This is a genomic window from Microbacterium sp. BWR-S6Y, from assembly GCF_041379845.1.
Lineage (GTDB): Bacteria > Actinomycetota > Actinomycetes > Actinomycetales > Microbacteriaceae > Microbacterium > Microbacterium hydrothermale.
Window position 1 is genome coordinate 192,876 of the sequence record NZ_JBFECV010000006.1, and the last position, 22,569, is coordinate 215,444.

At 71.5% G+C, this 22,569-nt stretch carries 23 protein-coding genes and 1 pseudogene; 14 read left to right on the forward strand and 10 right to left on the reverse strand.

Annotation, left to right across the window (positions count from 1 at the left end; translation table 11 throughout):
- The first annotated feature begins 6 nt into the window (after window positions 1-6).
- Window positions 7-1,194: a gephyrin-like molybdotransferase Glp gene (glp, locus tag AB1K56_RS13990; protein ID WP_371206128.1), complete on the forward strand. Its 1,188-nt coding sequence runs from the start codon at window positions 7-9 to the stop codon at window positions 1,192-1,194.
- Window positions 1,188-2,018, forward strand: coding sequence for an NTP transferase domain-containing protein (locus AB1K56_RS13995; protein ID WP_371206129.1), 831 nt, complete (start codon window positions 1,188-1,190; stop codon window positions 2,016-2,018). The genes glp and AB1K56_RS13995 overlap by 7 nt, the downstream gene beginning before the upstream one ends.
- Window positions 2,019-2,155: 137 nt before the next feature.
- On the opposite strand, the gene AB1K56_RS14000 is transcribed toward AB1K56_RS13995, so the two are convergent.
- A complete protein-coding gene (locus AB1K56_RS14000) occupies window positions 2,156-3,331 on the reverse strand; it encodes a citrate/2-methylcitrate synthase (protein WP_371206130.1) in 1,176 nt (391 codons plus the stop codon).
- 52 nt (window positions 3,332-3,383) lie between these two features.
- On the opposite strand from AB1K56_RS14000, the gene AB1K56_RS14005 reads away from it, so the two are divergent.
- Together AB1K56_RS14005 and AB1K56_RS14010 are read left to right on the forward strand one after the other, a co-directional pair.
- Window positions 3,384-4,469 (forward strand): citrate/2-methylcitrate synthase, encoded by a 1,086-nt coding sequence (locus tag AB1K56_RS14005; protein ID WP_371206131.1) that lies wholly within the window; start codon window positions 3,384-3,386, stop codon window positions 4,467-4,469.
- A 197-nt stretch (window positions 4,470-4,666) separates the two neighbouring features.
- Window positions 4,667-5,176, forward strand: a complete 510-nt coding sequence (locus AB1K56_RS14010; protein WP_371206132.1) for a hypothetical protein — start codon at window positions 4,667-4,669, stop codon at window positions 5,174-5,176.
- A 4-nt stretch (window positions 5,177-5,180) separates the two neighbouring features.
- On the opposite strand, the gene AB1K56_RS14015 is transcribed toward AB1K56_RS14010, so the two are convergent.
- A complete protein-coding gene (locus AB1K56_RS14015) occupies window positions 5,181-5,546 on the reverse strand; it encodes a hypothetical protein (protein WP_371206133.1) in 366 nt (121 codons plus the stop codon).
- A 221-nt stretch (window positions 5,547-5,767) separates the two neighbouring features.
- Here AB1K56_RS14015 and AB1K56_RS14020 point away from each other — a divergent pair, with 221 nt between their 5' ends.
- Window positions 5,768-6,532 carry a DUF429 domain-containing protein gene (locus AB1K56_RS14020; RefSeq protein ID WP_371206134.1) on the forward strand — a complete coding sequence of 255 codons (765 nt, stop codon included), beginning with the start codon at window positions 5,768-5,770 and terminating at the stop codon, window positions 6,530-6,532.
- 39 nt (window positions 6,533-6,571) lie between these two features.
- On the opposite strand, the gene AB1K56_RS14025 is transcribed toward AB1K56_RS14020, so the two are convergent.
- Both AB1K56_RS14025 and AB1K56_RS14030 read right to left on the reverse strand, forming a co-directional pair.
- Window positions 6,572-6,973, reverse strand: coding sequence for an arsenate reductase ArsC (locus tag AB1K56_RS14025; protein WP_371206135.1), 402 nt, complete (start codon window positions 6,971-6,973; stop codon window positions 6,572-6,574).
- Between the two features lie 15 nt (window positions 6,974-6,988).
- Complete coding sequence (locus AB1K56_RS14030; protein ID WP_264629650.1) at window positions 6,989-7,654, reverse strand: helix-turn-helix domain-containing protein; 666 nt, start codon at window positions 7,652-7,654, stop codon at window positions 6,989-6,991.
- A gap of 49 nt (window positions 7,655-7,703) precedes the next feature.
- Here AB1K56_RS14030 and AB1K56_RS14035 point away from each other — a divergent pair, with 49 nt between their 5' ends.
- Genes AB1K56_RS14035 through AB1K56_RS14045 form a run of 3 tightly spaced genes read left to right on the forward strand, consistent with a single transcriptional unit; the run spans window position 7,704 to window position 10,261 of the window.
- A complete protein-coding gene (locus AB1K56_RS14035; RefSeq protein WP_371206136.1) occupies window positions 7,704-8,423 on the forward strand; it encodes an aquaporin in 720 nt (239 codons plus the stop codon).
- 15 nt (window positions 8,424-8,438) lie between these two features.
- The gene (locus AB1K56_RS14040; RefSeq protein ID WP_371206137.1) at window positions 8,439-9,824 is read left to right on the forward strand and encodes an FAD-dependent oxidoreductase; all 1,386 of its coding nucleotides are present in this window, start codon (window positions 8,439-8,441) and stop codon (window positions 9,822-9,824) included.
- Window positions 9,821-10,261 carry a low molecular weight phosphatase family protein gene (locus AB1K56_RS14045; protein WP_264629653.1) on the forward strand — a complete coding sequence of 147 codons (441 nt, stop codon included), beginning with the start codon at window positions 9,821-9,823 and terminating at the stop codon, window positions 10,259-10,261. Before AB1K56_RS14040 ends, AB1K56_RS14045 begins: the two co-directional genes overlap by 4 nt.
- A 225-nt stretch (window positions 10,262-10,486) precedes the next feature.
- On the opposite strand, the gene AB1K56_RS14050 is transcribed toward AB1K56_RS14045, so the two are convergent.
- Both AB1K56_RS14050 and AB1K56_RS14055 read right to left on the reverse strand, forming a co-directional pair.
- Complete coding sequence (locus tag AB1K56_RS14050) at window positions 10,487-10,999, reverse strand: N-acetyltransferase family protein (RefSeq protein WP_371206138.1); 513 nt, start codon at window positions 10,997-10,999, stop codon at window positions 10,487-10,489.
- Between the two features lies 1 nt (window position 11,000).
- Window positions 11,001-12,278, reverse strand: a complete 1,278-nt coding sequence (locus AB1K56_RS14055) for an NAD(P)-binding domain-containing protein (RefSeq protein WP_371206139.1) — start codon at window positions 12,276-12,278, stop codon at window positions 11,001-11,003.
- Between the two features lie 83 nt (window positions 12,279-12,361).
- On the opposite strand from AB1K56_RS14055, the gene AB1K56_RS14060 reads away from it, so the two are divergent.
- The 4 genes from AB1K56_RS14060 to AB1K56_RS14075 all read left to right on the forward strand — a co-directional run bounded on the left by AB1K56_RS14060 (window position 12,362) and on the right by AB1K56_RS14075 (window position 16,084).
- The gene (locus tag AB1K56_RS14060; protein WP_136586277.1) at window positions 12,362-12,706 is read left to right on the forward strand and encodes a helix-turn-helix transcriptional regulator; all 345 of its coding nucleotides are present in this window, start codon (window positions 12,362-12,364) and stop codon (window positions 12,704-12,706) included.
- A gap of 33 nt (window positions 12,707-12,739) precedes the next feature.
- Entirely contained in the window at window positions 12,740-13,813 is a 1,074-nt protein-coding gene (locus AB1K56_RS14065) for a DUF4241 domain-containing protein (RefSeq protein ID WP_371206140.1), read from the forward strand.
- Between the two features lie 301 nt (window positions 13,814-14,114).
- A complete protein-coding gene (locus AB1K56_RS14070) occupies window positions 14,115-15,779 on the forward strand; it encodes an FAD-dependent oxidoreductase (protein WP_371206141.1) in 1,665 nt (554 codons plus the stop codon).
- Window positions 15,776-16,084: a metal-sensitive transcriptional regulator gene (locus AB1K56_RS14075; protein WP_371206142.1), complete on the forward strand. Its 309-nt coding sequence runs from the start codon at window positions 15,776-15,778 to the stop codon at window positions 16,082-16,084. Before AB1K56_RS14070 ends, AB1K56_RS14075 begins: the two co-directional genes overlap by 4 nt.
- Before the next feature lie 69 nt (window positions 16,085-16,153).
- On the opposite strand, the gene AB1K56_RS14080 is transcribed toward AB1K56_RS14075, so the two are convergent.
- From AB1K56_RS14080 to AB1K56_RS14090, 3 genes are all read right to left on the reverse strand, one after another.
- Window positions 16,154-16,753, reverse strand: a complete 600-nt coding sequence (locus tag AB1K56_RS14080) for a DUF305 domain-containing protein (protein WP_371206143.1) — start codon at window positions 16,751-16,753, stop codon at window positions 16,154-16,156.
- Window positions 16,754-16,823: 70 nt separating this feature from the next.
- A complete protein-coding gene (locus tag AB1K56_RS14085) occupies window positions 16,824-17,285 on the reverse strand; it encodes a DUF6153 family protein (RefSeq protein ID WP_371206144.1) in 462 nt (153 codons plus the stop codon).
- A gap of 34 nt (window positions 17,286-17,319) precedes the next feature.
- Window positions 17,320-19,446: a heavy metal translocating P-type ATPase gene (locus tag AB1K56_RS14090; RefSeq protein ID WP_371206145.1), complete on the reverse strand. Its 2,127-nt coding sequence runs from the start codon at window positions 19,444-19,446 to the stop codon at window positions 17,320-17,322.
- 178 nt (window positions 19,447-19,624) lie between these two features.
- Between AB1K56_RS14090 and AB1K56_RS14095 the strand changes: the two are divergent.
- Window positions 19,625-19,957, forward strand: a pseudogene (locus tag AB1K56_RS14095) (ArsR/SmtB family transcription factor); the annotation flags it as partial.
- 151 nt (window positions 19,958-20,108) lie between these two features.
- Complete coding sequence (locus AB1K56_RS14100; RefSeq protein ID WP_371206146.1) at window positions 20,109-21,086, forward strand: SRPBCC domain-containing protein; 978 nt, start codon at window positions 20,109-20,111, stop codon at window positions 21,084-21,086.
- A 140-nt stretch (window positions 21,087-21,226) separates the two neighbouring features.
- Here AB1K56_RS14100 and fdhA read toward each other — a convergent pair whose 3' ends face one another.
- The gene (gene fdhA / locus AB1K56_RS14105) at window positions 21,227-22,444 is read right to left on the reverse strand and encodes a formaldehyde dehydrogenase, glutathione-independent (RefSeq protein ID WP_136586268.1); all 1,218 of its coding nucleotides are present in this window, start codon (window positions 22,442-22,444) and stop codon (window positions 21,227-21,229) included.
- Between the last annotated feature and the right edge of the window lie 125 nt (window positions 22,445-22,569).

Genomic DNA, 22,569 nt, shown 5'->3' on the forward strand with positions numbered 1-22,569 from the left:
GATCGCGTGATCGACGTCGCCGATCACCTCGCCGCGGTCCTCGAGCAGGTCGTTCCCGTTCCTTCCGAAACGCGGGCCGTGGCATCCGCGCGCGGCCGGGTGCTGCGGCATCCTGTTCACGCCAGAGTCGACGTGCCGGGATTCGACAGCTCCGCGATGGACGGGTTCGCGGTCCGCGAGGTCGCCGCTCCGGTCACGCTCCGGGTGATCGCCGACCTCCCGGCGGGCACCGACGACGATCCGATGATGGATGCCGGCGACGCCGCCCGCATCATGACGGGCGCCCCCGTACCGACAGACGCCATCGCGGTGGTCCCGTTCGAAGACACGGAGCGGGGACTCGCGGGCGGTCTCGACGACGTCACGGTCGTCGTCGCCCCGCGCGGGCCGGGAGCGCACGTCCGTGCCCGCGGCTCCGACGTGCGCGAGGGGGAGCTCGTGGTCCCGCCGGGGGTACGGCTGAACGCCTCCCGTCTCGGTGCGGTCGCGGCCGCGGGTGTCGGCACGGTCTCGGTATCGCGCGCCCCCCGCGTGGCCGTGGTGTCGACGGGCTCGGAACTGCGTCCGGCCGGCGAACCGCTCCGCCGCGGGCAGATCCCCGAGTCCAACAGCGTGCTCCTCGCCGGTCTCGCGGAGGAGGCGGGGGCCGAGATCGTGCTGCGCACCAGCGTCGGCGACGAAGGTGACGGGCCCCGTGCGGCCATCGCCGCCGCCGAAGCCGCCGACGCCGACGTCGTCGTCTTCTCGGGAGGGGTCAGCGCGGGCGCTTACGAGGTGGTGAAGAACACCCTCGGCGACCTCATGCGCTTCGAGGGTGTGCGCATGCAGCCCGGCAGACCGCAGGGCTTCGGGCGCACACCCGCGGGCACACTGTTGTTCGGCCTCCCGGGCAACCCCGTGAGTGCTGCGGTGTCGTTCGAACTGTTCGTGCGGCCGGCGCTTCGGGCCCTCGAGGGCGACGCCGAGCTCGGGCGCGAGACCGTCACCGCCGTGCTCGCCGCGGGCCGCCGGGCCCGACCCGGGCGCGTGCAGTACGTACCCGTCCGCCTCGACCGCTCCGACCCCGCGCGCTGGACCGCCTACCCGACCCCGCACGGCACCCGGGGGCTCGGCGACGCCGACGGTCTCGCCATCATCCCGCCGAGCGACCGCGACCTCGAGTCCGGCGACGCGGTCGAGGTGATGCGGTGGTGACGCTCGACGCGATCCTGCTGGCGGGCGGCCGCGCCTCACGCGTGGGCGGGGCCGCCAAACCCCTCTTCGAGGTGGACGGCCGCACGCTGCTCCGCGCCGGCATCGACGCGGCCCGGTCTGTCGGGGCGCAGAGGATCGTGGTGGTCGGACCGCGACTCGACGACGACGCCGGTCTCACGTGGGTGCGCGAGGACCCGCCCTTCGGGGGACCGGTCGCCGCGGTGCTCGCCGCCCTCCCGGTCGTGGATGCCGAGGAGGTGCTCGTCCTCGCCTGCGATCTTCCGACGGCGGTCCCGGCGGTGGCCGCCCTGCCCGACGTTCTCGGGGCGGGGATCGACGGCGTGTGCCTCGACGACGGTCGGCGTCAGTGGCTCATCGGGCGCTATCGCACCGGGGCGCTGCGCACGGCGGCATCCGGTCTCGCCGACCGCGGACGCGATGCCGCGATGCGGGCGCTGCTTGGCGGGCTGCGCATCGAGCCGGTCGCCGTCGATCCGGCCCTGACGCGCGACATCGACACGTGGGACGATCTGCATCACGCCCGAGGAGGAGCCATGACCGAGAACCGCACCCTGCCGCCCGAAGCGCTGAACGACTGGAGCGCCGCACTCGCCGAGCACTTCGGCCTCGACCGCGGCGACATCCCCATCCCGCTCATCCTCGATCTCGCGCGCGACGTCGCGAACGGCGTCGCGCGCCCCGCGGCTCCGCTCAGCGCGTTCGTGGCCGGGCTCGTCGCGGGCCGGGCGGGAGGCTCGCCCGCCGACACCGAGGCCGCCGTCGCGGCCGTCGTCGAGATGGCGCGCGGCTGGGATCACCCCTGATCCACGATGCGGAGATCGCCCACGGAGGTCAGGCCGCGCGAGCGCGTCGACCGCGAGCTCCGGCGCGACGGCCGCGAGCCGCGAGTCGTTCGTCCACAGGCGCGCGCACCCCGCCTGCTGCGCGATGGTGAGATGCGTCACCGCCCCACGTACTCACCCCGTGGGCGAAGCCGCATGGCGGGCTCCGCATACTCCGCGGCGATGTGCGCGATCCACCCCGCCAGCCGGCCGACGACGAAGATCGTGCTCGCGGCGTCCTCGGGCAGCCGAGCACCGGATGCCAACGCGGCCAGCGCCAGATCGACGTTGGGGCGCAGGCGCGCCCGCGCGTCCACGACCTCGGAGAGCCGGCGCACGGCATCCATCGTCCCTTCGCCGTCCGGGAGCGCGGTGATGAAGGGGAACAGGGCCTCGGCGCGGTCGTCGATCCCGCGGTAGAGCGGGTGCCCGAAGCCCGGGATGCCGTTGCCGTCTTGCAGCGCTTCGGCCAGGGCCCGTTCGGGGTCGAGGCCTCTCCGCACGCGCGTGAGCAGGCGGGCCGTGCGGGTGGCCGCGGAGATGTGCAGGGGGGAGTCCGCCGCGCCGAGAGCGGCGCTGACCGCGGCGTATCCGTCGGCACGCGCCGAGGCGGCCACCCGCGCGGAGAAGGTCGACACCGCGAGGTCGTGGTCGATGAGCAGCACGAGGGCCGCGTTGACGGCGGGACCGACGGATGCCGGGGCGTTCCACGACCGCGACAGCGACAGCGCGATGTCGGGATCGGGGTCTCCGCCGAGGGCGACCGGGATCCCGGTCAGGAGCGTCCAGCCGATGCGGTGCAGCGTGGTCGGCGAGGTGTCGTGACGGAGGGGATCGTCCGCGGCGAACCCGGTGAGGGCGGCGCGCAGGCGATCCATGGCGTCGGCGTGCGGGGGCAGCGCCGCCACCATCTCGCGCGCGCTGCCGATGGCGGGGTCGGGGGCGTCGACGCGCTCGGCGTCCCAGAGCCAGGCGACGACCTCGGCGAACGGACGGTCGACGAGATCGCGCGCGCGTCGGCCGCGGAAGAGCAGCTCGTCGTCTTCGATGTCGGCGATGTCGGTGTGCAGGATGCCGAGTGGCATCCCGGTGGTGGGGTGGGCCGGTGCGTGCGCCGCGGAGCGTCGTCGCCCGGTCGCGAACGCCTCGACCTCGAGGGCGTCGAACGTCGAGCCGTGCGCGTCGCGCTCGCGGGCCAGCAGCCCGCGCGAGACGTAGGCGTAGAGGGTCTCGGGCTTGACCCCGAGCCGAGCGGCGGTCTGGGCCGCGGTCAGGCGGGGGAGGGGAGCCGACATCTTGATCCGATCAACGTTGACGCTGTGGACGTCATGTTCGCACACTGAGCGCATGAGCCACCTGATCGATGTCCCCCGCGGTCTCAACGGTGTCGTCGCGGCCGAGACGGCCATCAGCGATGTGAACGGCGAGGCCGGTTTCTACCACTACCGTGGTCACTCCGCGGTCGACCTCGCGCGCACCCGCACCTTCGAAGACGTCTGGCACCTGCTCGTCGTCGATGGCGCACCCCACGCCCCGCACGACTTCGAGCTGCGGATCGCCGACGCGCAGGCCGACGAGCGGCTCCCGGCGCTGATCGCCGCCGTCCGCGAGCGCACCGACGATCCGATCGCGGTGCTGCGCGCGGTGTGGACGCTGTCGGCATCCGCCCTCCGCTCCGCGGCGCTGTACGACCTCGACGAGACGGGTCGCCTCGACGACGCCATCCGGTACGCGGCGATCGCGCCCCTCGCCCTCGCTCCTCTCTCGGGGCGGATGCCGGCGGGCCGCGGCGTCGTGTCGGACTACCTCGAGCGGGTGACTGGCGTCGTTCCCGACGACGCGCATGTGCGCGCACTGTCGGCCTACCTCGTCGCGGCGATGGACCACGGCTTCAACGCCTCGACGTTCACCGCCCGGGTCATCGCGTCGACGGGAGCCGACATGGCATCCTGCCTCTCCGGCGCGCTCGGGGCGCTCTCGGGGCCGCTGCACGGGGGAGCGCCCGCGCGCGCACTCGACAGTCTCGATGCCGCCGGCGGCGACCCCGGCGCGTGGATCGCGGGAGAGCTGTCCGCCGGTCGACGTCTCATGGGCTTCGGACACGCGGTGTACCGCACGGCGGATCCGCGGTCGGAGCTGCTGCGCGAGGTCGCCCGGGGACTCGGCGGCGGGCGGGTGGAGCAGGCGCTCGCGTTCCAGGCGGAGGCCGAACGTCAGCTCGCCGCGCGGCATCCGGAGCGGGCCCTGAAGGCGAACGTGGAGTTCTACGCGGCGGTGGTGATGGAGCAGTGCGGCATCCCGCGCGGCATGTTCACCCCGACCTTCGCTCTGGCCCGCACGATCGGCTGGACGGCGCACGTGCTCGAGCAGGCGCGGGATCCGAAGATCATCCGCCCGGCCGCGCGGTACGTGGGGGTGGGGGCGGTTTTCTGAGCGCGCACCGGTCGCACCGTCCTGCGGAGGAGAGTCGTGACACGCCGCTCGATCGCGGTGCGCAGCGCGGTGACGGCCACGATCTCCGCACGACGGCAGGGCCGACGGTCGTCGGGGTCGGCGTCCAACACGAACGGCCGGGCGAGAGATGCAACACCCGACTGGCACCCGCGCGCCTCGTCGCCGAAGATGGATCCATGCGATCCCCCCGCCCGCTGCTCCTCCTCGCGCTCGCCGGCGTGAGCCTCGTCCTCTCCGCCTGCACCGGTCCGACGTCATCCGAGCCCGCGTCGAGCGAGCCCTCCGTGTCGGTCTCGACCGCCCCGAGTCCTGTCGCGAGCGCCTCGGCCTCTCCCGACGCCGGCCCGGTCGAGGCTTTCCGCTCGTGGTGGACCGCCGTGCGGGCGGCCGACACGGTCGCGGCCTGCGGTGCCCTGACCGAGCCGCTGCAGCAGCGCATGATCCAGGAGTACAACGACACCACCGGGGCCGGGATCTCCGACTGCGCGGCCCTCATCACGCAGACCTCGGCCCTTTATGCCGCCACCGGCATGTCGGCCGACGTCGACGTGACGGTCGTGTCGCAGACGCAGAACGATGCGGTCCTCGACGTCGCCTACGCCGGCGGGAACTGCGGCACGGTGCACCTCGACCACTCGAGCGGATCGTGGACGCTCACCGAACTCAGCCAGGAGTGCGCCGGCTGATAACTCAGGTCAGCAGCTCGCTGAAGAAGCCGATCGAGATCGACAGCAGACCCGCGGCCACTCCCGCGATGAAGCCGGCTGCCGCCAGCTCGCGCGCCATGCGCGCGTTGAGACTCAGGATGCCGCACACGAACGACACCACGGCGAGACCCCACATGCCGATCTGTATCCACGGCATCTCGTCGATCTTCGAGATCGTCTGGGCGGTGGCGATGAAGAGGTACCAGGCGATGACGATCGCGCCGGTGACGATCGCGATGATGGACACGGCCCGCAGGTCGCCCTTCGGTGTGGGCGGCGGGTCGGGTTCGTCGCGCGGCGGGACGTCGGTCGCCGGTTCGAGCGAATCGGGGAGATCCTCGTCTGCCATGCGTCGATCCTCCCAGGTCACCGGGCGGATCGGGGATGGCTTGTCCGGCGCGGTCTCGCGTGCGACACGCCTCGTCGCGGGGCGTCCGCAGGCACGCCGATCCGTGGACGGAGGTCGAGGCCTCCCCGCGGGTGCGCGCACGGTCCGCGAGGACCTGCGGGGCGCATGCGGTTCCGCGCGGGCAGGGCGGCACCCGCCCGCCGTGACCTAGGCTCCTCCCGATGAGAACCGTCGGAGTCGACCTCGCCGCGGAGGCGCCCGGCACCGCGCTCGCCGAGATCGCATGGAGCCCGGGCCGCGCTGTGCTCGAGCGTCTCGAGATCGGGATGACGGATGCCGAGATCGTGGCATCCGTCCGCTCCGACGATGCGTGGCTGGGGGTGGACTGTCCGCTCGGCTGGCCCGACGCGTTCGTCGACTTCGTCGGGGCGCATCATGCCGACCGCGTCCCGACGCTCGGTCCCGTCGAGGGGCACGCGGACTGGCGTCGACCGCTGGTCTACCGCCACACCGACCACGTCGTGCGCGAGCGCATCGGGCGGTGGCCCCTGAGCGTGTCGACCGATCGGCTCGGGGTGACCGCGCTGCGCGGGGCGGGGCTGCTGCGTCGTCTGGCCGAGGTGGGGCTCGACGTCGACCGGGCCGCCGAGGGGCGCCTGTTCGAGGTCTACCCCGGCGGATCGCTGCGCCTGTGGGGCTTCGACACCACGGGATATCGCGTGGATGCCGCCCGCCGGGCCGTTCTGCTCGACGCGCTCCGCGAGCGCGCACCGTGGGTCGACCTCGGCGCCTTCGCCGCGCTGGCGATCCGCAAGGCGGACGCCTTCGACGCCCTCGTCGCCGCCCTCGCGACCCGCGCGGGCGCGCTCGGACGGTTCTCGCCCCCGGCATCCGACATGCTCGCCGTGGCGCGGCGGGAGGGATGGGTCGTGCTGCCCGACGGGCCGCTGGAGGCTTTGGTCGACGGTCCCGTAAGCAAAGGCTAGACATCCAGCCTTTGCTTACGAGGGCGACGTCCTCGGACGTCAGGCCCCGGACAAACTCCCGATCAGTCCCTCGACGCGGCCCTTGATCTCGTCGCGGATGCGGCGGACGGCGTCCAGGTCCTGCCCCGCGGGGTCGTCGAGCTCCCAGTCCTCGTAGCGCTTGCCCGGGAAGATCGGGCACGCGTCGCCGCAGCCCATCGTGATCACGGCGTCGGAGGTCTTCACCGCGTCGACGGTGAGGATCTTCGGCTGGTTCGCCGAGATGTCGATGCCTTCCTCGGCCATCGCGGCGATGGCCATCGGGTTGATCGAGTCCTTGGGGGCGGATCCGGCGGACAGCACGTCGATGCGGTCGCCGGCGAGGTGCTGCAGGTAGCCGGCGGCCATCTGCGAACGCCCGGCGTTGTGGACGCAGACGAAGAGAACGGTGGGGCGGGTCATGGTGCGCTCCGGTGGTCAGGCGGCGAGGTGGGGGAGGAGCCCGTCGATACGGCGGGCGAGATGTCGATAGGTCTTTTCGAAGGCGTCCGCGGTGTTCGAGGGAACCGGGTCGGGCACCGACCAGTGGAGGTCGGTTCTCTCGAGGGCCTCGTGGGCGTTGTCGCACACACTGATCAGCAGGTCGTCGTCGTGGCGGATGTCGGCGAGCAGCTTGGGTGCGGCGTCATGCAGGTCGAGGCCGTGCCGCGCGGCGACCGCGATGGCCCCCGGCGCGACGGCGGGCGACGGGGTGGTTCCGGCTGAGGCGGCGGGGACATCGCTGCGGGTGCGCCACAGGTGCTCGGCGAGCTGAGAGCGGGCCGAGTTCGCGGTGCACACGAACACCACTCGCGGTGCCGTCAAGACCGTGCTGCCGGAGATCGGACCGGCGGCGTCCGGCGACAGCGAGACGTAGGTGCGGCGGCGATCACCCTCCGAGCGCGAGCGGACGATGATGCCCGCTCGCTCGAGCACCTTGAGGTGATGGGAAAGCAGGTTCGAGGCGATGTTGATGCGCGCGAGCAGTTCGAGGGGGGAGAGGTCGCCCGTCTCGAGCAGGTCGACGATCTGCAGTCGTGCGGGGTCGGCGAGGGCAGCGTGCCGTGCGGCGCGCCTCTCGAGGTCTGTTTGCTCACCGTTCATTGTCTCAATCTTGATTGATGTAGTGTGGCGCCGTCAAGGTAGGAGAGACATGAATTCACAGACGATCGCCCCCGTCTTGGCGGAAGCGGTGGGCACCGCAGCGCTGGTCTGCGTCGTGGTGGGCTCGGGGATTGCCGCGTCATCCCTGACGGATGATGCGGGTCTTCAGCTCCTGGCCAACAGCATCGCGACGGCCATGGGACTGTTCGTGCTCATCTCCGTCCTCGGTCCCGTCTCGGGTGCTCACCTCAACCCGGCCGTCACGGTGGTCGATCTGTTCCGCCCGGGAAGCGCCCTCTCAGGCCGCGTGGGCCGTGCCGCGCTCTACGTGAGCGCACAGCTGGTCGGGGCGATCGGCGGAAGCGTTCTGGCGAACGCCATGTTCGATGTCCCCCAGGCCCTGTCCACCTCCGACCGCGGCGGGCTCGGGGTGCTCCTCGGAGAAGTGGTCGCGACGGCCGGGTTGATCGTCGTCATTCTGCTCGCCGCACGCCAGGGCGCGGGACGCGCGGTCGCCTTGTGGGTTGCGGCCTACATCGGCAGCGCCTACTGGTTCACCAGCTCCACCTCCTTCGCGAACCCCGCCGTCACCGTCGGGCGGATCTTCACCGACACGTTCGCCGGCATCGCCCCCGCCTCCGCCGCCCCCTTCGTGATGGCGCAACTGCTCGGCGCCGCCGTGGGCGTGGCGGTGGCCTCCCTGCTCCTGGCGTGGCCCCCGCGCGTGCCACGCGACGCCGTCGCAGCTCCCGTCGTCTCATCCCTCTGACCCGAAGGGCCCCTCATGCACATCGTCGCCATCGGCGGGAGTGACGCCGGTATCTCGGCTGCGCTCCGCGCCCGCGAGCTCGACCCGTCCGTCGACGTCACCGTCGTGGTCGCCGACGCATACCCGAACTACTCCATCTGCGGCATCCCCTATTTCTTCTCCGGAGAGGTGACGCCCTGGCAATCGCTCGCGCATCGCACCGCAGTCGACCTCGAAGCGACCGGCATGCGCCTCCGGCTCGACACTCTCGCCACCGACATCGACGTCGAGGGTCACCGCCTGCACCTGCGGGGGCCGGACGGCGCGTTGAGCCACCTCGATTACGACGCCCTCGTCGTGGGGACCGGTGCTCTCCCGTCGCACGCGGGGATCGAGGGGCTCGGTGCCCTGGGGCCCGCGGACGGTGTGCATGTCATCCACTCCATGGGCGACACCTTCGCTCTCGATGACGACCTGAACGCGCGCAGCCCCCGCAGTGCCATCATCATCGGCGCGGGCTACGTGGGGTTGGAGATGGCGGAGGCCTTCATCGCGCGGGGCATGCAGGTCACCCAGCTGCAGCGCGGACCCGAGGTGCTCTCGACGCTGGATGCCGAGCTGGGCTCGCTGGTGCGCGACGAGCTCATCGCGCACGGCGTCACCGTGCGCACCTCGACCGTCGTCCGGGGCATCGAGAAATCGGGGACGGAACTCACCGTCCACGCCCTCACCGATGGCGAAGAGCGCGCGTACACGGCCGATCTCGTCCTGGCCGTCGTCGGAGTCCGCCCGAACACCGAGCTGTTGAGACGAGCCGGGGCATCCCTCGGGGCGGGCTCGGCGGTCGCCGTCGATGCGGCGATGCGCACGGGGCTGCCCGACGTCTTCGCCGCCGGCGACGGCGTCATCACCCACCACCGTTTGCTCGGCGAGACCTACCTCCCCCTCGGCACCACCGCCCACAAGCAGGGCCGCGTCGCCGGAGAGAATGCGCTCGGCGGCACCGCCCGCTTCGCCGGTTCGGTCGGCACCCAGGTGGTGAAGGTGTTCGATCTCGTCGCCTCCCGCACCGGGCTTCGTCATCACGAGGCCGCGGCCGCCGGATACGCACCGTCGACCACGCAGAGCGTCGCCGACGACCACAAGCGCTACTACCCGGGCGCGCAGCCGATCACCCTCCGCATCACCGGCGACGAGAACACCGGACTGCTCCTCGGCGCGCAGCTGGTCGGGCGCCTGAGCACCGAGACCGCGAAACGCGTGGACACGTATGCCACCGCGTTGTTCGCTGGCCTGAGCGTCGAGCAGGTCAGCGATCTCGACCTCTCCTACACCCCGCCCCTCGGATCCCCGTGGGACGCCGTCCAGATCGCGACCCAGGCCTGGTCGCGGCAGCAGCATTCCTCTGGAGTACGCGCATGACCGCCCCCACCGTCCTGTTCATCTGCACGCACAACGCCGGACGCTCACAGCTCGGCGCGCACCTCATGGACCGCGTCGCACAGGGGAGGGTGCGCGTCCTCAGCGGCGGTGTCGCCCCGGCCGACCGGATCAATCCCGCCATCGCCACCACCCTCTCGGAGCTCGGGATCGACACGACCGACGCCACTCCCCGGGCCGTGACGGCCGACGACCTCGCCACCGCCGACGTGGTGGTGACGATGAAGCCCAACCTCGACCTCCCCGGTCCGATCCGCGGGGAGCACGTGCAGTGGAGCTTCCCCGACCCCGCCGAATGGGATGCCGACGGCGCCCGAGGAATGCGCGACGCGGTCAAGAGCGCGGTGGAAGATCTCGAGCGACGTCTGCGCGAGACGGCTCGCGCGCGCACCGCAGCGCGATCTCGCCGTCGTTCGTGAGGTGGTACTCCGCCCCCTGTCGGGCGGTCCAGCCGAGGTTCGTCAGGCGCCACAGCGTCTCATCCCGCATCCTCGGCAACCGCTCGCGGTGTCCGGCGCCGAGGTCGGGACGTCGACGCTCCCACTCGCGAAGGATCCCTTCGCGGGTGAGCGGGCCCATGGCGGACAGGATCTGCAGGACCAGGGCTCGCACGGCGGTGAGGTGTCGCGCGACGTCGATCTCGGTCATGCGCGCCCGTTCATCGTGCTGCGCCGCTCGATGAGCACGGTATCGCGCCACTGCCCGGCCCACGGGCCGACGGCCGAGCGGGCAATGCGGTCGCGACGACCGACCTCGCGAAAGCCGAGGCTCTCGTGCAGGCGGAGGGATGCCGTGTTCTCGGGGAAGACGCTCGACTGGATCGTCCACACCCCGTTCATCTCGGCCGCGGCGATGAACGCGCGCAGGAGGGCGGTGCCGATGCCGCGGCCCTGCGCGCGCCCGGCGACGTAGACGGAGTGCTCGACGACGCCCCGGTACGCGGCGCGTGCCGACACCGGCGACGCCGCCGCCCACCCGACGACGCTGTGCGCGTCGTCGACGGCGACCAGCCGGCCGAACCGGGTCTTCGCGCGGTCGAACGCGTCCCAGGTCGGCGTCTCGGTCTCGAAGGTCGCGTTGCCGCCCTCGATGCCCTCGCGGTAGACGTCCTCGACCGCGGCCCAGTCCGCGCGTTCCAGCGCACGCACGAGCGTCATGTCAGCAGCACCCGCCGGCATCCGTCGAGCACACGCCGGTGGCCGGAAGGCTCAGCTCGACGCGCGAGGCCGAGGCCAGGTCGCCCGCGAGCCACGCCGCGATCGAGCGCACCTGCTCGTATCCGGTGGCCAGGAGGAACGTGGGCGCGCGGCCGTACGACTTCATCCCGACGACGAAGAAGCCGTGCTCGGGGTGCGTCAGCTCGCGGAAGCCGTGCGGCTCGACGGTGCCGCACGAGTGCACGTTCGGATCGATGAGCGGGGCGAGCAGGCGCGGCGCCTCGACGACGGCATCCAGGTCGGTGCGGATCTCGCGCAGCGGGGCCAGGTCGGGCCGGAACCCGGTCGCGTTGACGACGACGTCGGCGGTGACCGCGTCGAGCTCGCCGCGTCGCGTTCCGAGAAGACGGATGCCATCCGGCAGGGCCTCGACGCCGCTGATCTCGAACGAGTCGATCTTCTCGACGGCTCCGTCCTCGACGTAGCGGTCGACGCGTGCGCCGAGCTGCGCGCGTCCGACGAGCTCGTCATCCGCCGATGACGACACGCGCGCGGCGCTGGCGTTGCGGATGAGCCACGTGATGCGGGTGCCGGGGGCGTCGCGCTGCAGGCGGACGAGCGAGATGAGGGTGTTCGCGGCGGAGTGCCCGGCCCCGACGACGACCGTGTGCCGCCCCGCGAAGCGGTCGCGCTCGCGGCCGAGCGCGTCGGGGAGGGCGGGCGAGATGCGGGCGTCGTCGATGGTGGGGAGGCCCGTGGACAGGAGGGAGTTGGGGGAGTCGTACGTTCCGGACGCGTCGAGCACGGCGCGGGCGAGAAGCTCTCCCTTCGGGGTGCGCACGAGGAACGGCGTGTTCTCGCGATCGGCGGATCGCGTGCGGTCCATGCCCTCACGGGCGACGCCGGTCACGCTCGCGTCGTAGCGGATGTGCACCGCGATCTCGGGCAGTTCGGCGAGCGGGCGGAGGTAGTCGTCGACGAGCTCGCGGCCCGTGGGGGCGCGACCCTCCGCCGGCATGGTCCAGCCGGTGGCCTCGAGGAGGCGGCGCGCGACGGGGTCGACGACCTCGCGCCAGGCCGAGAACAGGCGCGTGTGCCCCCACTTCTCGACGGCGGCGGCGGGTCCGGATGCCGCTTCGAGCACGGTGAACGCGATGCCGCGGTCGGCGAGGTGCGCGGCGGCGGCGAGGCCGACGGGACCGGCGCCGATGATCGCGACGGGGAGGGTCGCGAGACGATCCGTGACCCGGGGCCGCGGGGTGAGGGTGAGCGTCGACATGGGACTCCTCGTGCATCGATGACGGTCGATGCTTATCGTGCCCGTATCTATCGATGGATGTCAATATCGACTATCGTCGATGCATGACCACGCTGCCGCTCCTCGACCCCGTCGCCTGCTGCGTGTCCTCCGGGGGTGCCGCGATGTCCGTCGCCGACGCCGAGGAGCTGGCCGGGCGGCTGAAGGCCCTCAGTGATCCGACGCGACTGCGCCTGCTGTCGATCGTCGCGAGCGCGGCGGAGCAGGAGGCCTGCGTGTGCGACCTCACCGAGCCGGTCGGTCTCTCTCAGCCCACGGTGTCGCACCACCTCAAGGTGCTGACCGAGGCGGGGTTCCTCACGCGCTCGAAGCGCGGCACCTGGGCGTACTACCGGCTCGTGCCCGGTGCGCTCGACGCTGTCGCCGGCGCTCTGCGCATCGAGGGGTGACGCGGCGCGGTGTCGTCGCCGTAGCCTGTCGTGGTGTCCACCGAGCGATCGAAGAAGTCGGCCGAGAAGCGCGTCGTCGGGTTCCTGCAGGACTATGACGAGCAGTGGCGTCGCGCCGCCCCCGCGTTCGAAGCCCGCGACCACACGGTCGACGCCTTCGAAATGTGGCGCGGGCTCACGCAGCGCGTGGCGCGTGAGCACTTCGTCGACGGGGCGGAGGATCTCTCGACGTCCTTCGGGACGCCTCCCGAGTACGGCGTCGCGGTCGAACGGATCGTGCGCTCGGAGGTCGACGCGGACACGGCCTACGTCCTGACCGAGGTGTTCGGGTCCCCGGTCGACATGTTCCACGAGTTCACGCTGCGCAAGAGCGGGTTCCGCTGGCGGATCGCATCGATCGCCCAGCATTTCGACGATCCGGTCGCGCCTTTCGCCTCGCCGGCAGACGTGCGGACGTCCCTCGACGCGACGTCGACCGAGATGGCCTTCGACCCGTTGCCCGCCCCGCAGCTCGGTCTCGACGAGGAGCGCAACTTCACGCCGCGCTCCGTGGTCTTCCCCGGCGGCGAGGGTCCGGAGATCGTGACGGTCGAGCACGTGGGGACGCTCGTCACCGACTCCGGGGCTCTCTCGGTCATCGACTTCGGCTACGAGAACGACGACGCACGGCCGCTCGCGCGGCGCGTCGCCCCCGGCTCGTATCCGGTGGACCGGGTCACCGCGGCGGGACGCATCGCCGCCGTGCGCGTGCGCTTCGCCGACCGTTCCGCCGTGTCGTGGCATCCGGCCTCGCAGCAACCCGGTCAGGGTCACGTGATCGGCGTCGACGCGGGGTGCGTGTGCGTCGTGGACTATCCCGCGTACGCGGGCATGTCGAGGAGGGCGAAGGCCGAGCGGTTCGAGGAGTTCCGCGAGCGCCCGCGGCCTTCGATCGGGGTGTTCCCCCTCGGCGAGGGCCAGGTGGGACTGGCGACCGAGTCGGGGTGGGGTGACGGCGGTTATCCGGTGCTGTGGGGCCTGGATGCCGACGGCGCGGTCGTGCAGCTCGTCGTCGACTTCATGGTGCTCGTGACCGACGCGGAGGACGGTCGGCTCGTCCACCTGTGACCAGAGATGCGCCGATCCCCGATCTGCGCTCTCGTCGGGCGCGGACGTCCTGTGCGTGGACTCAGCGGCCGAAGAGCTTCGCGAAGAAACCGCCCTCGGCGGGCTGCTTCTGGTGACCCTCGCAGCGATCGCGTCGGGGGACTCCCGCCATCACCTGGTCGACGTGCTGGCCGCATCCGGCCCACGTCGTCTTCCCGCACGTCCTGCACGCCACCTGTCGGCACATCTTCGGCATCCTTTCGTTCCCGGTCGCGGTCGCGACCCCGGCTCACTATACCCCCGGGGGTATAAAGTGGATGCCATGAGGACGATCATCATCGGAGGAGTCGCCGCGGGCATGAGCGCCGCGACGCGGCTGCGTCGACTCGACGAGACCCGCGAGATCACGGTCTACGAGCGGGGCGAGCACGTGTCGTTCGCGAACTGCGGACTGCCGTATCACGTGGGCGGCGTGATCGCCGAGCGCTCGGCGCTGCTGCTGCAGACGCCGGAGTCGCTCGCGGCGCGCTTCGCCCTCGACGTGCGGGTGCGGCACGACGTGATCGCCATCGACACGGCCGCGCGAACGGTGACCGTGCGCGATCTCACGGCCGGCGCCGAGAGCGTCGAGACCTACGACGAGCTCGTGATCGCCACCGGCGCCGCGGCCGCACTCGGGCCGTCCGCGGGAGGTGTGCCCACGCACACGCTGCGCAGCGTCGACGACGTCGACCGTGTGCTCGAGGTGCTCGACGACGCGGGCCCCGCTCCGCGGGTCATCGTGGCGGGGGCGGGGTTCATCGGCCTCGAAGCCGTCGAGAACCTCGTCGCACGCGGGGCGCGAGTGACGCTGGTGAGCCGCGGTCGCCAGGTGCTGTCGCCTCTGGATCCCGAGATGGCGGCGCCGCTCCTCGCGGTTCTGCGCGACGCGGGCGTCGACGTGCGGCTCGGCGCGACCATCGTCGGTGCCGAAGCGGGCACCGTGCGCCTCGATGATGGGACCGCGCTCGAGGCCGCGCTCGTCGTCGAGGCGAGCGGCGTGCACCCCGACCGCGGGCTCGCGGCCCTCGCCGGCATTGCGGTGGGACCGTCGGGAGGTATCTCCGTGGACGGACGACAGCGCACCTCCGCCCCGCACGTCTGGGCCGCCGGCGACGGCGTCGAGAAGCGCGACCACCTCGACGGCGAGCCGACCCTGGTCACGATGGCGGGACTCGCCAACCGGCACGGTCGGGCGATCGCCGATGACATCGCGGGCCTCGAACCCTCCGACGCGCGCCCCGCCCTCGGCACGGCCGTGCTCGGCCTCTTCGGCACGACGATCGCCTTCGTCGGCTGGAGCGAGCGACGGCTCCGCGCCGAGGGTCGGCCGCACCGCGCCATCCACACCCACCCCGCCTCGCACGCCACCTACTACCCGGGAGCGCAGTCGATGGCGATGAAGCTGCTCGTCGACCCCGCGTCGGACCGGATCCTCGGGGCGCAGATCGTCGGCGGCGACGGCGTCGACAAGCGCATCGACGTGATCGCCGTCGCGATGGCGGCCGGGCTCACGGCATCCGCTCTCTCGGAGCTCGAGCTCGCCTACGCTCCGCAGTACGGCTCGGCGAAGGATCCCGTCAACATGATCGGGTACGTCGCCCAGAACCTCGCCGGGGGGACGACGGATGCCGTGCAGTGGCACGAGCTGCCCGCGGCGCTCGCCGACGGGGCGACGCTCGTCGACGTGCGCACCCCCGCCGAGCACGCCGCCGGCGCCATTCCCGGCTCGGTCAACCTGCCGCTCGACGAGCTCCGTGCGCACCACCACGAGCTTCCGGACGGACGGGTGATCGTGCACTGCCAGGTGGGGCAGCGCGGTCACACCGCCGCGCGGCTGCTCGCGCAGCTCGGCCACGACGTGCGTAACCTCGACGGCGGATACCGCACCTGGCTCGCCGGCCGCGAGGCCACGTCCTCGAACCTCGTCGAAGGAGAACACGCATGAGTGACCGCAGCCTGCACGACCCCCAGGCCGTGAAGAAGGTCGCGAACCGACTCCGCCGCGCGCAGGGTCAGCTCGCCGCCGTGATCGCCGCCGTCGAGGGCGGCGGCGACTGCCGCGATGTCGTCACGCAGCTCGCCGCGGTGAGCAGCGCGATCGACCGCGCGGGCTTCGCGATCATCTCGACCGCGATGAAGCAGTGCATCACGGACACGGATGCCGATGATGCCGACGCCGCGGGCGACGCCGACGCCCCGGGCCGGCTCACGGTCGAGGAGCTCGAGAAGCTGTTCCTCACGCTCGCCTGAGCGGGCCCCGCCTCCGTTGGCCGGGGAGGGTGGGGGCGAAGCGCCACGGCGCCCCGCCCCCATCGCTGCTCACAGGGAGGCGAGCAGGTCTTTCATCGTGGCGATCTCGGCTGTCTGGCTGTCGACGATGGAGCGGGCCAGGTCGACGACCTCGCTGTTCTGTCCGTCGTCGATCTCGTCCTGGGCCATGTCGACGGCACCATCGTGGTGCTCGATCATCTGCTCGAGGTAGAGACGGGCGGCGTCGTCGCCCTCGGCATCCGCGAGCTCCTGCATGTCGGACTCCGACATCATTCCGCCGTGATCCATGCCGCTCATGCCCCCGCTCATCGACACGCCCCAGTCCGAGAGCCACCCCTTCATCGTCTCGATTTCGGGGCCCTGGGCGGCCTTGATCTGCTCGGCGAGGGCGGTGACGCTGTCGTCGACACCCGCCTTGGCGAGCAGGGTGTCCGACATCTCGATCGCCTGCTCGTGGTGCGGGATCATCATCGTGACGAACATGATGTCGGTCTGCGACGCTTCGTCGGCCGTGGTGGCCGTCGCCATCGGGCCAGAGCCGTGATCCATGCCGGGCACGGACCTGGACCCGCTCGTGCCGGAGCATCCCGCGAGGGCGAGTACGGCGGCCAGGGGAAGAGCGGCTGCCGCCGCGAATCGGGTGTTCATTGGTTTCTCCTTGTCTTTCGCCCGCGTGCGGGCGCTGTGGGCTGAGGGATCGCGCGGTGTCGCGCGCCGCTCACGTCCGACAGACGCACAGGGAGATCAACGAGGGGGGTCGGCCGGGAGCGGAACGCGCGCGGCGTCGCGTGCCCTCGGGAGTCAGGAGGTCGCGCAGGGTGAGCCGGCGGAGCACCGACGTCGCCGCGAAGACGAGGAGGGTCGCCGCCACGAGCGCGAGGATGCAGCCCATCTCGGACATGGCGTGGTCGCCGCCGCAGTCCTCGCAGACCGGATCCGCTGCATCCGTCGCCTCTGCCCTCATCGTTGCCAGGCTCGTGTCGACCGGGTGGACATGCTCCGACGCCGCTGAGGCGTCGATCGCAGCGGTGCCGTGATGATCGGTCATCGTGGCCCGGTCGTTGAGGACGTGCATCGCGAGCAGGCCGACGATGATCGCGGCCGCGACCATCGCCAACACGGCGACGAGCGCCGGTCGCCGCGCATGGGCGTCGCGGAGAACCGATGTCCCTGCGAGCATCGTCCTCCTCCTCTCTTGCAGGCTAGGCGGTGACTCAGCGCCCGGGGTCGTGCGCCGGTCGCAGATCGAGGCGCCGGAGAAGCTGCGCGTTGACGGCGACGACGATGGTCGACAGCGACATCAGGATGGCCCCGACCGACATCGGCAGCACGAACCCGATGGGGGCGAGCACACCGGCGGCGAGCGGCACCGAGAGCAGGTTGTATCCCGCGGCCCACCACAGATTCTGCGTCATCTTGCGGTAGGCGGCGCGCGATAGATCGATCGCGGACAGGACGGCGCGGGGGTCGTCGTGCGCCAGGATCACGCCGGCGGAGGCGATCGCCACGTCGGTCCCCGCCCCGATGGCGATGCCCACGTCGGCCTGAGCGAGAGCCGGGGCGTCGTTCACGCCGTCGCCGACCATCGCCACCGTCCTCCCCTCGCGCTGCAACTGTTCGACCTTCGACGACTTGTCTTCGGGGCGCACGCCGGCGAAGTACCGGTCGATCCCCACGGCCTCGGCCACGGACGCGGCGACGGCCTCGGCATCGCCCGTGATCATCACCACCTCCACGCCCCGATCGCGCAGCGACCGCACGGCGCTGATCGACTCGGGGCGCACTTCGTCAGCGAGTCGCAGGGCACCGGCGACCGCACCGTCGACCACGACGTGCAGGATGATCGCACCCTCATCGCGCCACGATCGCGTCCCGTCGATCTCGTGGAGACTCTTCTCCTCGAGCAGGTGCGGTCCGCCGACCTCGACGACATTGCCCTCGACCCGGGCCCGCACGCCGACGGCGGGAGCCGACGAGAAGTCGTCGGCGCGCGGCACCGTGAGCACCTCGGCATCCGCGGCGGCGATGATCGCCCGGGCCAGCGGGTGCTCGGAATCGGATTCCGCCGCGGCGGCCCACGCGAGCACGCGGTCCGCGTCGGCGTCGGCGGTGGGGACGACGGCCGTCACCGCGGGGGCGCCCGCGGTGAGCGTTCCCGTCTTGTCGAAGAGCACGGTGTCGACGGCCCGCATGCTCTCCAGCGCGAGGCGGTCCTTCACGAGCACACCGGCGCGCGCGGCCCGCTCCGTCGCGATGGAGACCACGAGCGGGATGGCGAGGCCGAGCGCGTGCGGGCACGCGATCACGAGCACGGTGATCGTGCGCACCACCGCTTCGTCGGGCAGGCCCATGAGCGTCCAGGCCGTCGCTGTGATGACGGCGGAGCCGAGCGCGAACCAGAACAGCCACGCGGCCGCACGATCGGCGATGCGCTGCGCGCGCGACGACGAGTTCTGCGCGTCCGACACGAGCTTCCGGATGCCGGCGAGGGCGGTGTCGTCGCCGACCGCGGTGATGCGGACCCGCACGCCCGAGTCGGCGGCCACCGTGCCCGCGACGACGGCATCGCCTTCGGCGCGGCGGACCGGGCGCGATTCGCCCGTGATCATCGATTCATCCATGCTCGCCGAGCCCTGGACGATCCGTCCGTCCGCGGGAATCCGCGCCCCCGGACGCACGACGACGACATCGTCGATGCGCAACTCCGACGGCGACACGCTGACCGTCGAGTCGCCCTCGACGCGTTCGGCCTCGTCGGGAAGGAGCGCCGCGAGCGAATCGAGCGCCGAGGTGGTCTGCGCGAGCGACCGCATCTCGATCCAGTGCCCGAGCAGCATGATCACGATCAGGAGGGCGAGCTCCCACCAGAAGTCGAGTTCGTGATTCAGGATGCCGAGACTCGCCCCCCACGATGCCAGGAAGGCGACGGTGATGGCCAGCGCGATGAGCAGCATCATGCCCGGCGCGCGGGAGCGCACCTCCGACACGGCGCCGGTCAGGAACGGTGATCCGCCCCAGACGTACATCACGGTGCCCAGAACCGGCGAGATCCAACCGAGCCACGCGGCATCCGGCAGCGGATAGCCCAGCAGCATCGCGAACATCGGCGAGAACGCGACGACCGGCACGGCCAGCACGAGCATGACCCAGAACAGTTGTCGGAAGGCAGCGACGTGATCACCGTGTCCGGCGTGGCCGCCGTGGTCACTGTGCCCGGTGTGGGCGGTGTGTTCTTGGTGGTTCCCGTGCTCCGCGTGGTGTCCGGGTGCAGCACGCATCGAGTCGTGCTGTTCCGCCCGGCCTTGGGCGGACTGCGCAGCGTGGACGTGATGATCGCTCATGAGTCCTCCTCTCGTGCCGATCCGGCGAGCGTATACCCCATGGGGGTATCGAGGGGCCGCCTTGCGGCAGGATCCTCCTTCGGTTAGCTCATCCGGTCGCGGTCCGTCGCGGCGGCGTCGTGGCGCGCGGTCACGTGCCCCTTGCCCCGCAGACCGATCACGGCTAACGTGCAACCAAATGGTTGAACAACAGAGCGACGCCGACATCGACCGGGTGTTCCACGCTCTCGCCGATGCCACGCGGCGCGACATCGTGCGGCGCACGCTGGTCTCCGAGCAGTCGGTGACCCAGCTCGCGGCGGCCTACGCGATGTCGTTCGCGGCGGTGTCGAAGCACATCGCCGTGCTCGCCGAGTCGCGGCTCATCACCAAGCGCGCGGAGGGGAGGGTGAGGCTCGTGCGTGCCGATCCGTCCGCGATCGCCCGGGCGCAGCAGCTGCTCCGCTCGTACGAAGACCTCTGGCGCGGGCGCGTCGACCGGCTCGACGCGCTGCTGTCCGAAGAGGCGGATGCCACGGCATCCACCGCGGTCCCGCCCACAGAGCCACCGGGTGGAGCGGCATCCACCCCTCGACCCGCCGCGGTTCCGCCCCCAGGGGCCCCGCCCGCCACGGCATCCGCGCCCGAAACCCCCGCGCCCTGACCCGACGAAGGAGTCCGTCATGCCCGTCACATCCGTCGAGAGCGACACCGAAGCGCTCACCATGACCCTGATCGCCGACTTCGCCGTCGGCCCGGACCGCCTCTGGGCGGCGTTCACCGACCCGCGTCAGCTCGAACGCTTCTGGGGTCCTCCCGGCTGGCCGGCGACGTTCGACGCGTTCGACTTCACGGTCGGCGGGCACGCGAAGTACCACATGACGTCTCCGCAGGGCGAGCGCGCGGGCGGAGCATGGGAGTTCACCGCGATCGATGAACCCCGCGGGTTCGAGGTCATCGACTCCTTCGCCGACGAGAACGGCGAGCCCCTCGAGGGGATGCCGTCGATGCGCATGGTCTTCTCGTTCGAGGCCACGCCCGAGGGCTCACGGATGACGAACGTCAGCCGCTTCGACTCCGTCGAGGCGCTCGAGCAGGTCGTCGCGATGGGCGCCGTCGAGGGCTCTACCCTCGCGATGAACCAGCTTGACGCCGTGCTGCAGGGCCTTCGCGAGTTCGCCCAGGGGAAGGGGACGCAGCTGGAGGTGCTGAGCGACCAGCACGTGCGCATCACACGCCTGATCGATGGCCCGCGCGAGCTGGTGTGGCGCGCGCACGTCGACCCCGACCTGATGCGGCAGTGGATGCTCGGCCCCGACGGCTGGCGCATGTCGGTGAGCGAGATCGACCGCCGCGAAGGTGGCCGCTACCGCATCGCCTGGGAGCCCGAGCCGGGAACCGAAGGGGAGTCGTTCGGCTTCGACGGCGAGATCCTGCTGCTCGACGAGCCGCGGCGCATGGTGCAGACCGAGCACATGACCGGCACCGACTTCCCCTCGACGGTCAACGACCTCTCGCTCTATGAAGAGGACGGGGCGACGCTGCTGACGCTGCTGATCGAGTATCCGGATGCCACGACCCGCGACATGGTCCTGGCCACCGGCATGGTCGACGGCATGGAGGAGAGCTACCGCCGTATGGAGCGCGTGGTCATGGGGTGAGGGGGATGCCGCGGCGCCGAGGCCGTGGCATCCGGCCCTCGATCGGGCCCCTGTCGAAGCTCGAAGTCGCACGCGGTGCTCGCAGACTCCGCCGGGAGATCTGCGAGCACCGCGCCGCTCTGCGAGCTCCGGGGCGAGCGTCAGCCCTTGATGTACCCGTTCGGGTTCAGCACGTACTTGCGCGGAGCGCCCTTGTCGAAGTCGGCGTAGCCCTGCGGTGCGTCGTCGAGGCTGATGGGCGTGGCGTTGACGGCCTTCGCGATCTGAACCTTGTCGTGCAGGATCGCCATCATCAGCTGCCGGTTGTACTTCATCACCGGGCACTGACCCGTGGTGAACGACAGCGACTTCGCCCAGCCGAGGCCGAGGCGCAGCGACAGCGACCCGACCTTGGCCGCCTCGTCGACTCCGCCCGGGTCGCCGGTCACGTACAGACCCGGGATGCCGAGGGCCCCACCTGCCGCGGTGATGTCGAACAGAGAGTTGAGCACGGTCGCCGGCGCTTCGTGCGAAGAGTCGGAGCCGTGACCGCGGGCCTCGAAGCCGACCGCGTCGACCGCGGCATCCACTTCGGGAGTCCCGAGGATCTGCTCGATCTGGTCGCGCGGGTCGCCCTTCGACACGTCGACGCTCTCGAAGCCCATCGACCGCACCTGCTCGAGACGGTCGGCGTTGAGGTCGCCGACGAGCACGGCCGCCGCACCCAGCAGCTGCGCGCCGACGGCGGCGGCGATGCCGACCGGACCCGCACCGGCGATGTACACCGTGGATCCCGGACGCACACCCGCGGTGTACGCGCCGTGGAAGCCCGTGGGGAAGATGTCGGACAGCATCGTGAGGTCGAGGATCTTCTCGAGCGCCTGCTCGCGGTCGGGGAAGACCAGCAGGTTCCAGTCGGCGTAGGGAACGAGCACGTACTCGGCCTGGCCGCCCACCCAACCGCCCATGTCGACGTAGCCGTAGGCGCTGCCGGGGCGATCGGGGTTCACGTTGAGGCAGATGCCGGTCTTGCCCTCCTTGCAGTTGCGACACCGCCCGCACGCGATGTTGAACGGCACCGAGACGATGTCGCCGACCTTGACGAACTCGACGTCGGGTCCGACCTCGATCACCTCGCCGGTGATCTCGTGCCCGAGCACCAGACCGGCCGGAGCGGTGGTGCGACCGCGCACCATGTGCTGGTCGGAGCCGCAGATGTTGGTGGAGACGGTGCGCAGGATCGCACCGTGGGGGACCTTTCGGCCGACGTTCGCCGGGTTGACGCCGGGACCGTCCTTGAGCTCGAACTCCGGATAGGGGGTGTCGATGACCTCGACGACACCGGGTTCTTTGTACGCCACTGCCTTGTTGCCGGACATCTTCGTCCTCTCCGGCCGGGTATCCGCCCAGCCTCGTCGTGTCCTGCGGGGCGGGGCCCGCAGACCCGTCCGATCGCGGCGGGCGATCTCGGATCACGACGTCATGAGCGGATGCCCCCAGCAAA

Excerpts from the sequence above, each read along its gene's own strand:
- fdhA (WP_136586268.1), bottom strand. The coding sequence starts at position 22,444 with ATGTCCGGCAACAAGGCAGTGGCGTACAAAGAACCCGGTGTCGTCGAG.
- AB1K56_RS14015 (WP_371206133.1), bottom strand. The coding sequence starts at position 5,546 with ATGGCAGACGAGGATCTCCCCGATTCGCTCGAACCGGCGACCGACGTC.
- AB1K56_RS14040 (WP_371206137.1), top strand. The coding sequence starts at position 8,439 with ATGCACATCGTCGCCATCGGCGGGAGTGACGCCGGTATCTCGGCTGCG.
- AB1K56_RS14005 (WP_371206131.1), top strand. The coding sequence starts at position 3,384 with ATGAGCCACCTGATCGATGTCCCCCGCGGTCTCAACGGTGTCGTCGCG.
- AB1K56_RS14060 (WP_136586277.1), top strand. The coding sequence starts at position 12,362 with ATGACCACGCTGCCGCTCCTCGACCCCGTCGCCTGCTGCGTGTCCTCC.
- AB1K56_RS14045 (WP_264629653.1), top strand. The coding sequence starts at position 9,821 with ATGACCGCCCCCACCGTCCTGTTCATCTGCACGCACAACGCCGGACGC.
- AB1K56_RS14085 (WP_371206144.1), bottom strand. The coding sequence starts at position 17,285 with ATGCTCGCAGGGACATCGGTTCTCCGCGACGCCCATGCGCGGCGACCG.
- AB1K56_RS14010 (WP_371206132.1), top strand. The coding sequence starts at position 4,667 with ATGCGATCCCCCCGCCCGCTGCTCCTCCTCGCGCTCGCCGGCGTGAGC.
- AB1K56_RS14090 (WP_371206145.1), bottom strand. The coding sequence starts at position 19,446 with ATGAGCGATCATCACGTCCACGCTGCGCAGTCCGCCCAAGGCCGGGCG.
- AB1K56_RS14020 (WP_371206134.1), top strand. The coding sequence starts at position 5,768 with ATGAGAACCGTCGGAGTCGACCTCGCCGCGGAGGCGCCCGGCACCGCG.
- AB1K56_RS14100 (WP_371206146.1), top strand. The coding sequence starts at position 20,109 with ATGCCCGTCACATCCGTCGAGAGCGACACCGAAGCGCTCACCATGACC.
- AB1K56_RS14030 (WP_264629650.1), bottom strand. The coding sequence starts at position 7,654 with ATGAACGGTGAGCAAACAGACCTCGAGAGGCGCGCCGCACGGCACGCT.
- AB1K56_RS14025 (WP_371206135.1), bottom strand. The coding sequence starts at position 6,973 with ATGACCCGCCCCACCGTTCTCTTCGTCTGCGTCCACAACGCCGGGCGT.
- AB1K56_RS14000 (WP_371206130.1), bottom strand. The coding sequence starts at position 3,331 with ATGTCGGCTCCCCTCCCCCGCCTGACCGCGGCCCAGACCGCCGCTCGG.
- AB1K56_RS14055 (WP_371206139.1), bottom strand. The coding sequence starts at position 12,278 with ATGTCGACGCTCACCCTCACCCCGCGGCCCCGGGTCACGGATCGTCTC.
- AB1K56_RS14080 (WP_371206143.1), bottom strand. The coding sequence starts at position 16,753 with ATGAACACCCGATTCGCGGCGGCAGCCGCTCTTCCCCTGGCCGCCGTA.
- AB1K56_RS14075 (WP_371206142.1), top strand. The coding sequence starts at position 15,776 with ATGAGTGACCGCAGCCTGCACGACCCCCAGGCCGTGAAGAAGGTCGCG.
- AB1K56_RS14050 (WP_371206138.1), bottom strand. The coding sequence starts at position 10,999 with ATGACGCTCGTGCGTGCGCTGGAACGCGCGGACTGGGCCGCGGTCGAG.
- AB1K56_RS14070 (WP_371206141.1), top strand. The coding sequence starts at position 14,115 with ATGAGGACGATCATCATCGGAGGAGTCGCCGCGGGCATGAGCGCCGCG.
- AB1K56_RS14035 (WP_371206136.1), top strand. The coding sequence starts at position 7,704 with ATGAATTCACAGACGATCGCCCCCGTCTTGGCGGAAGCGGTGGGCACC.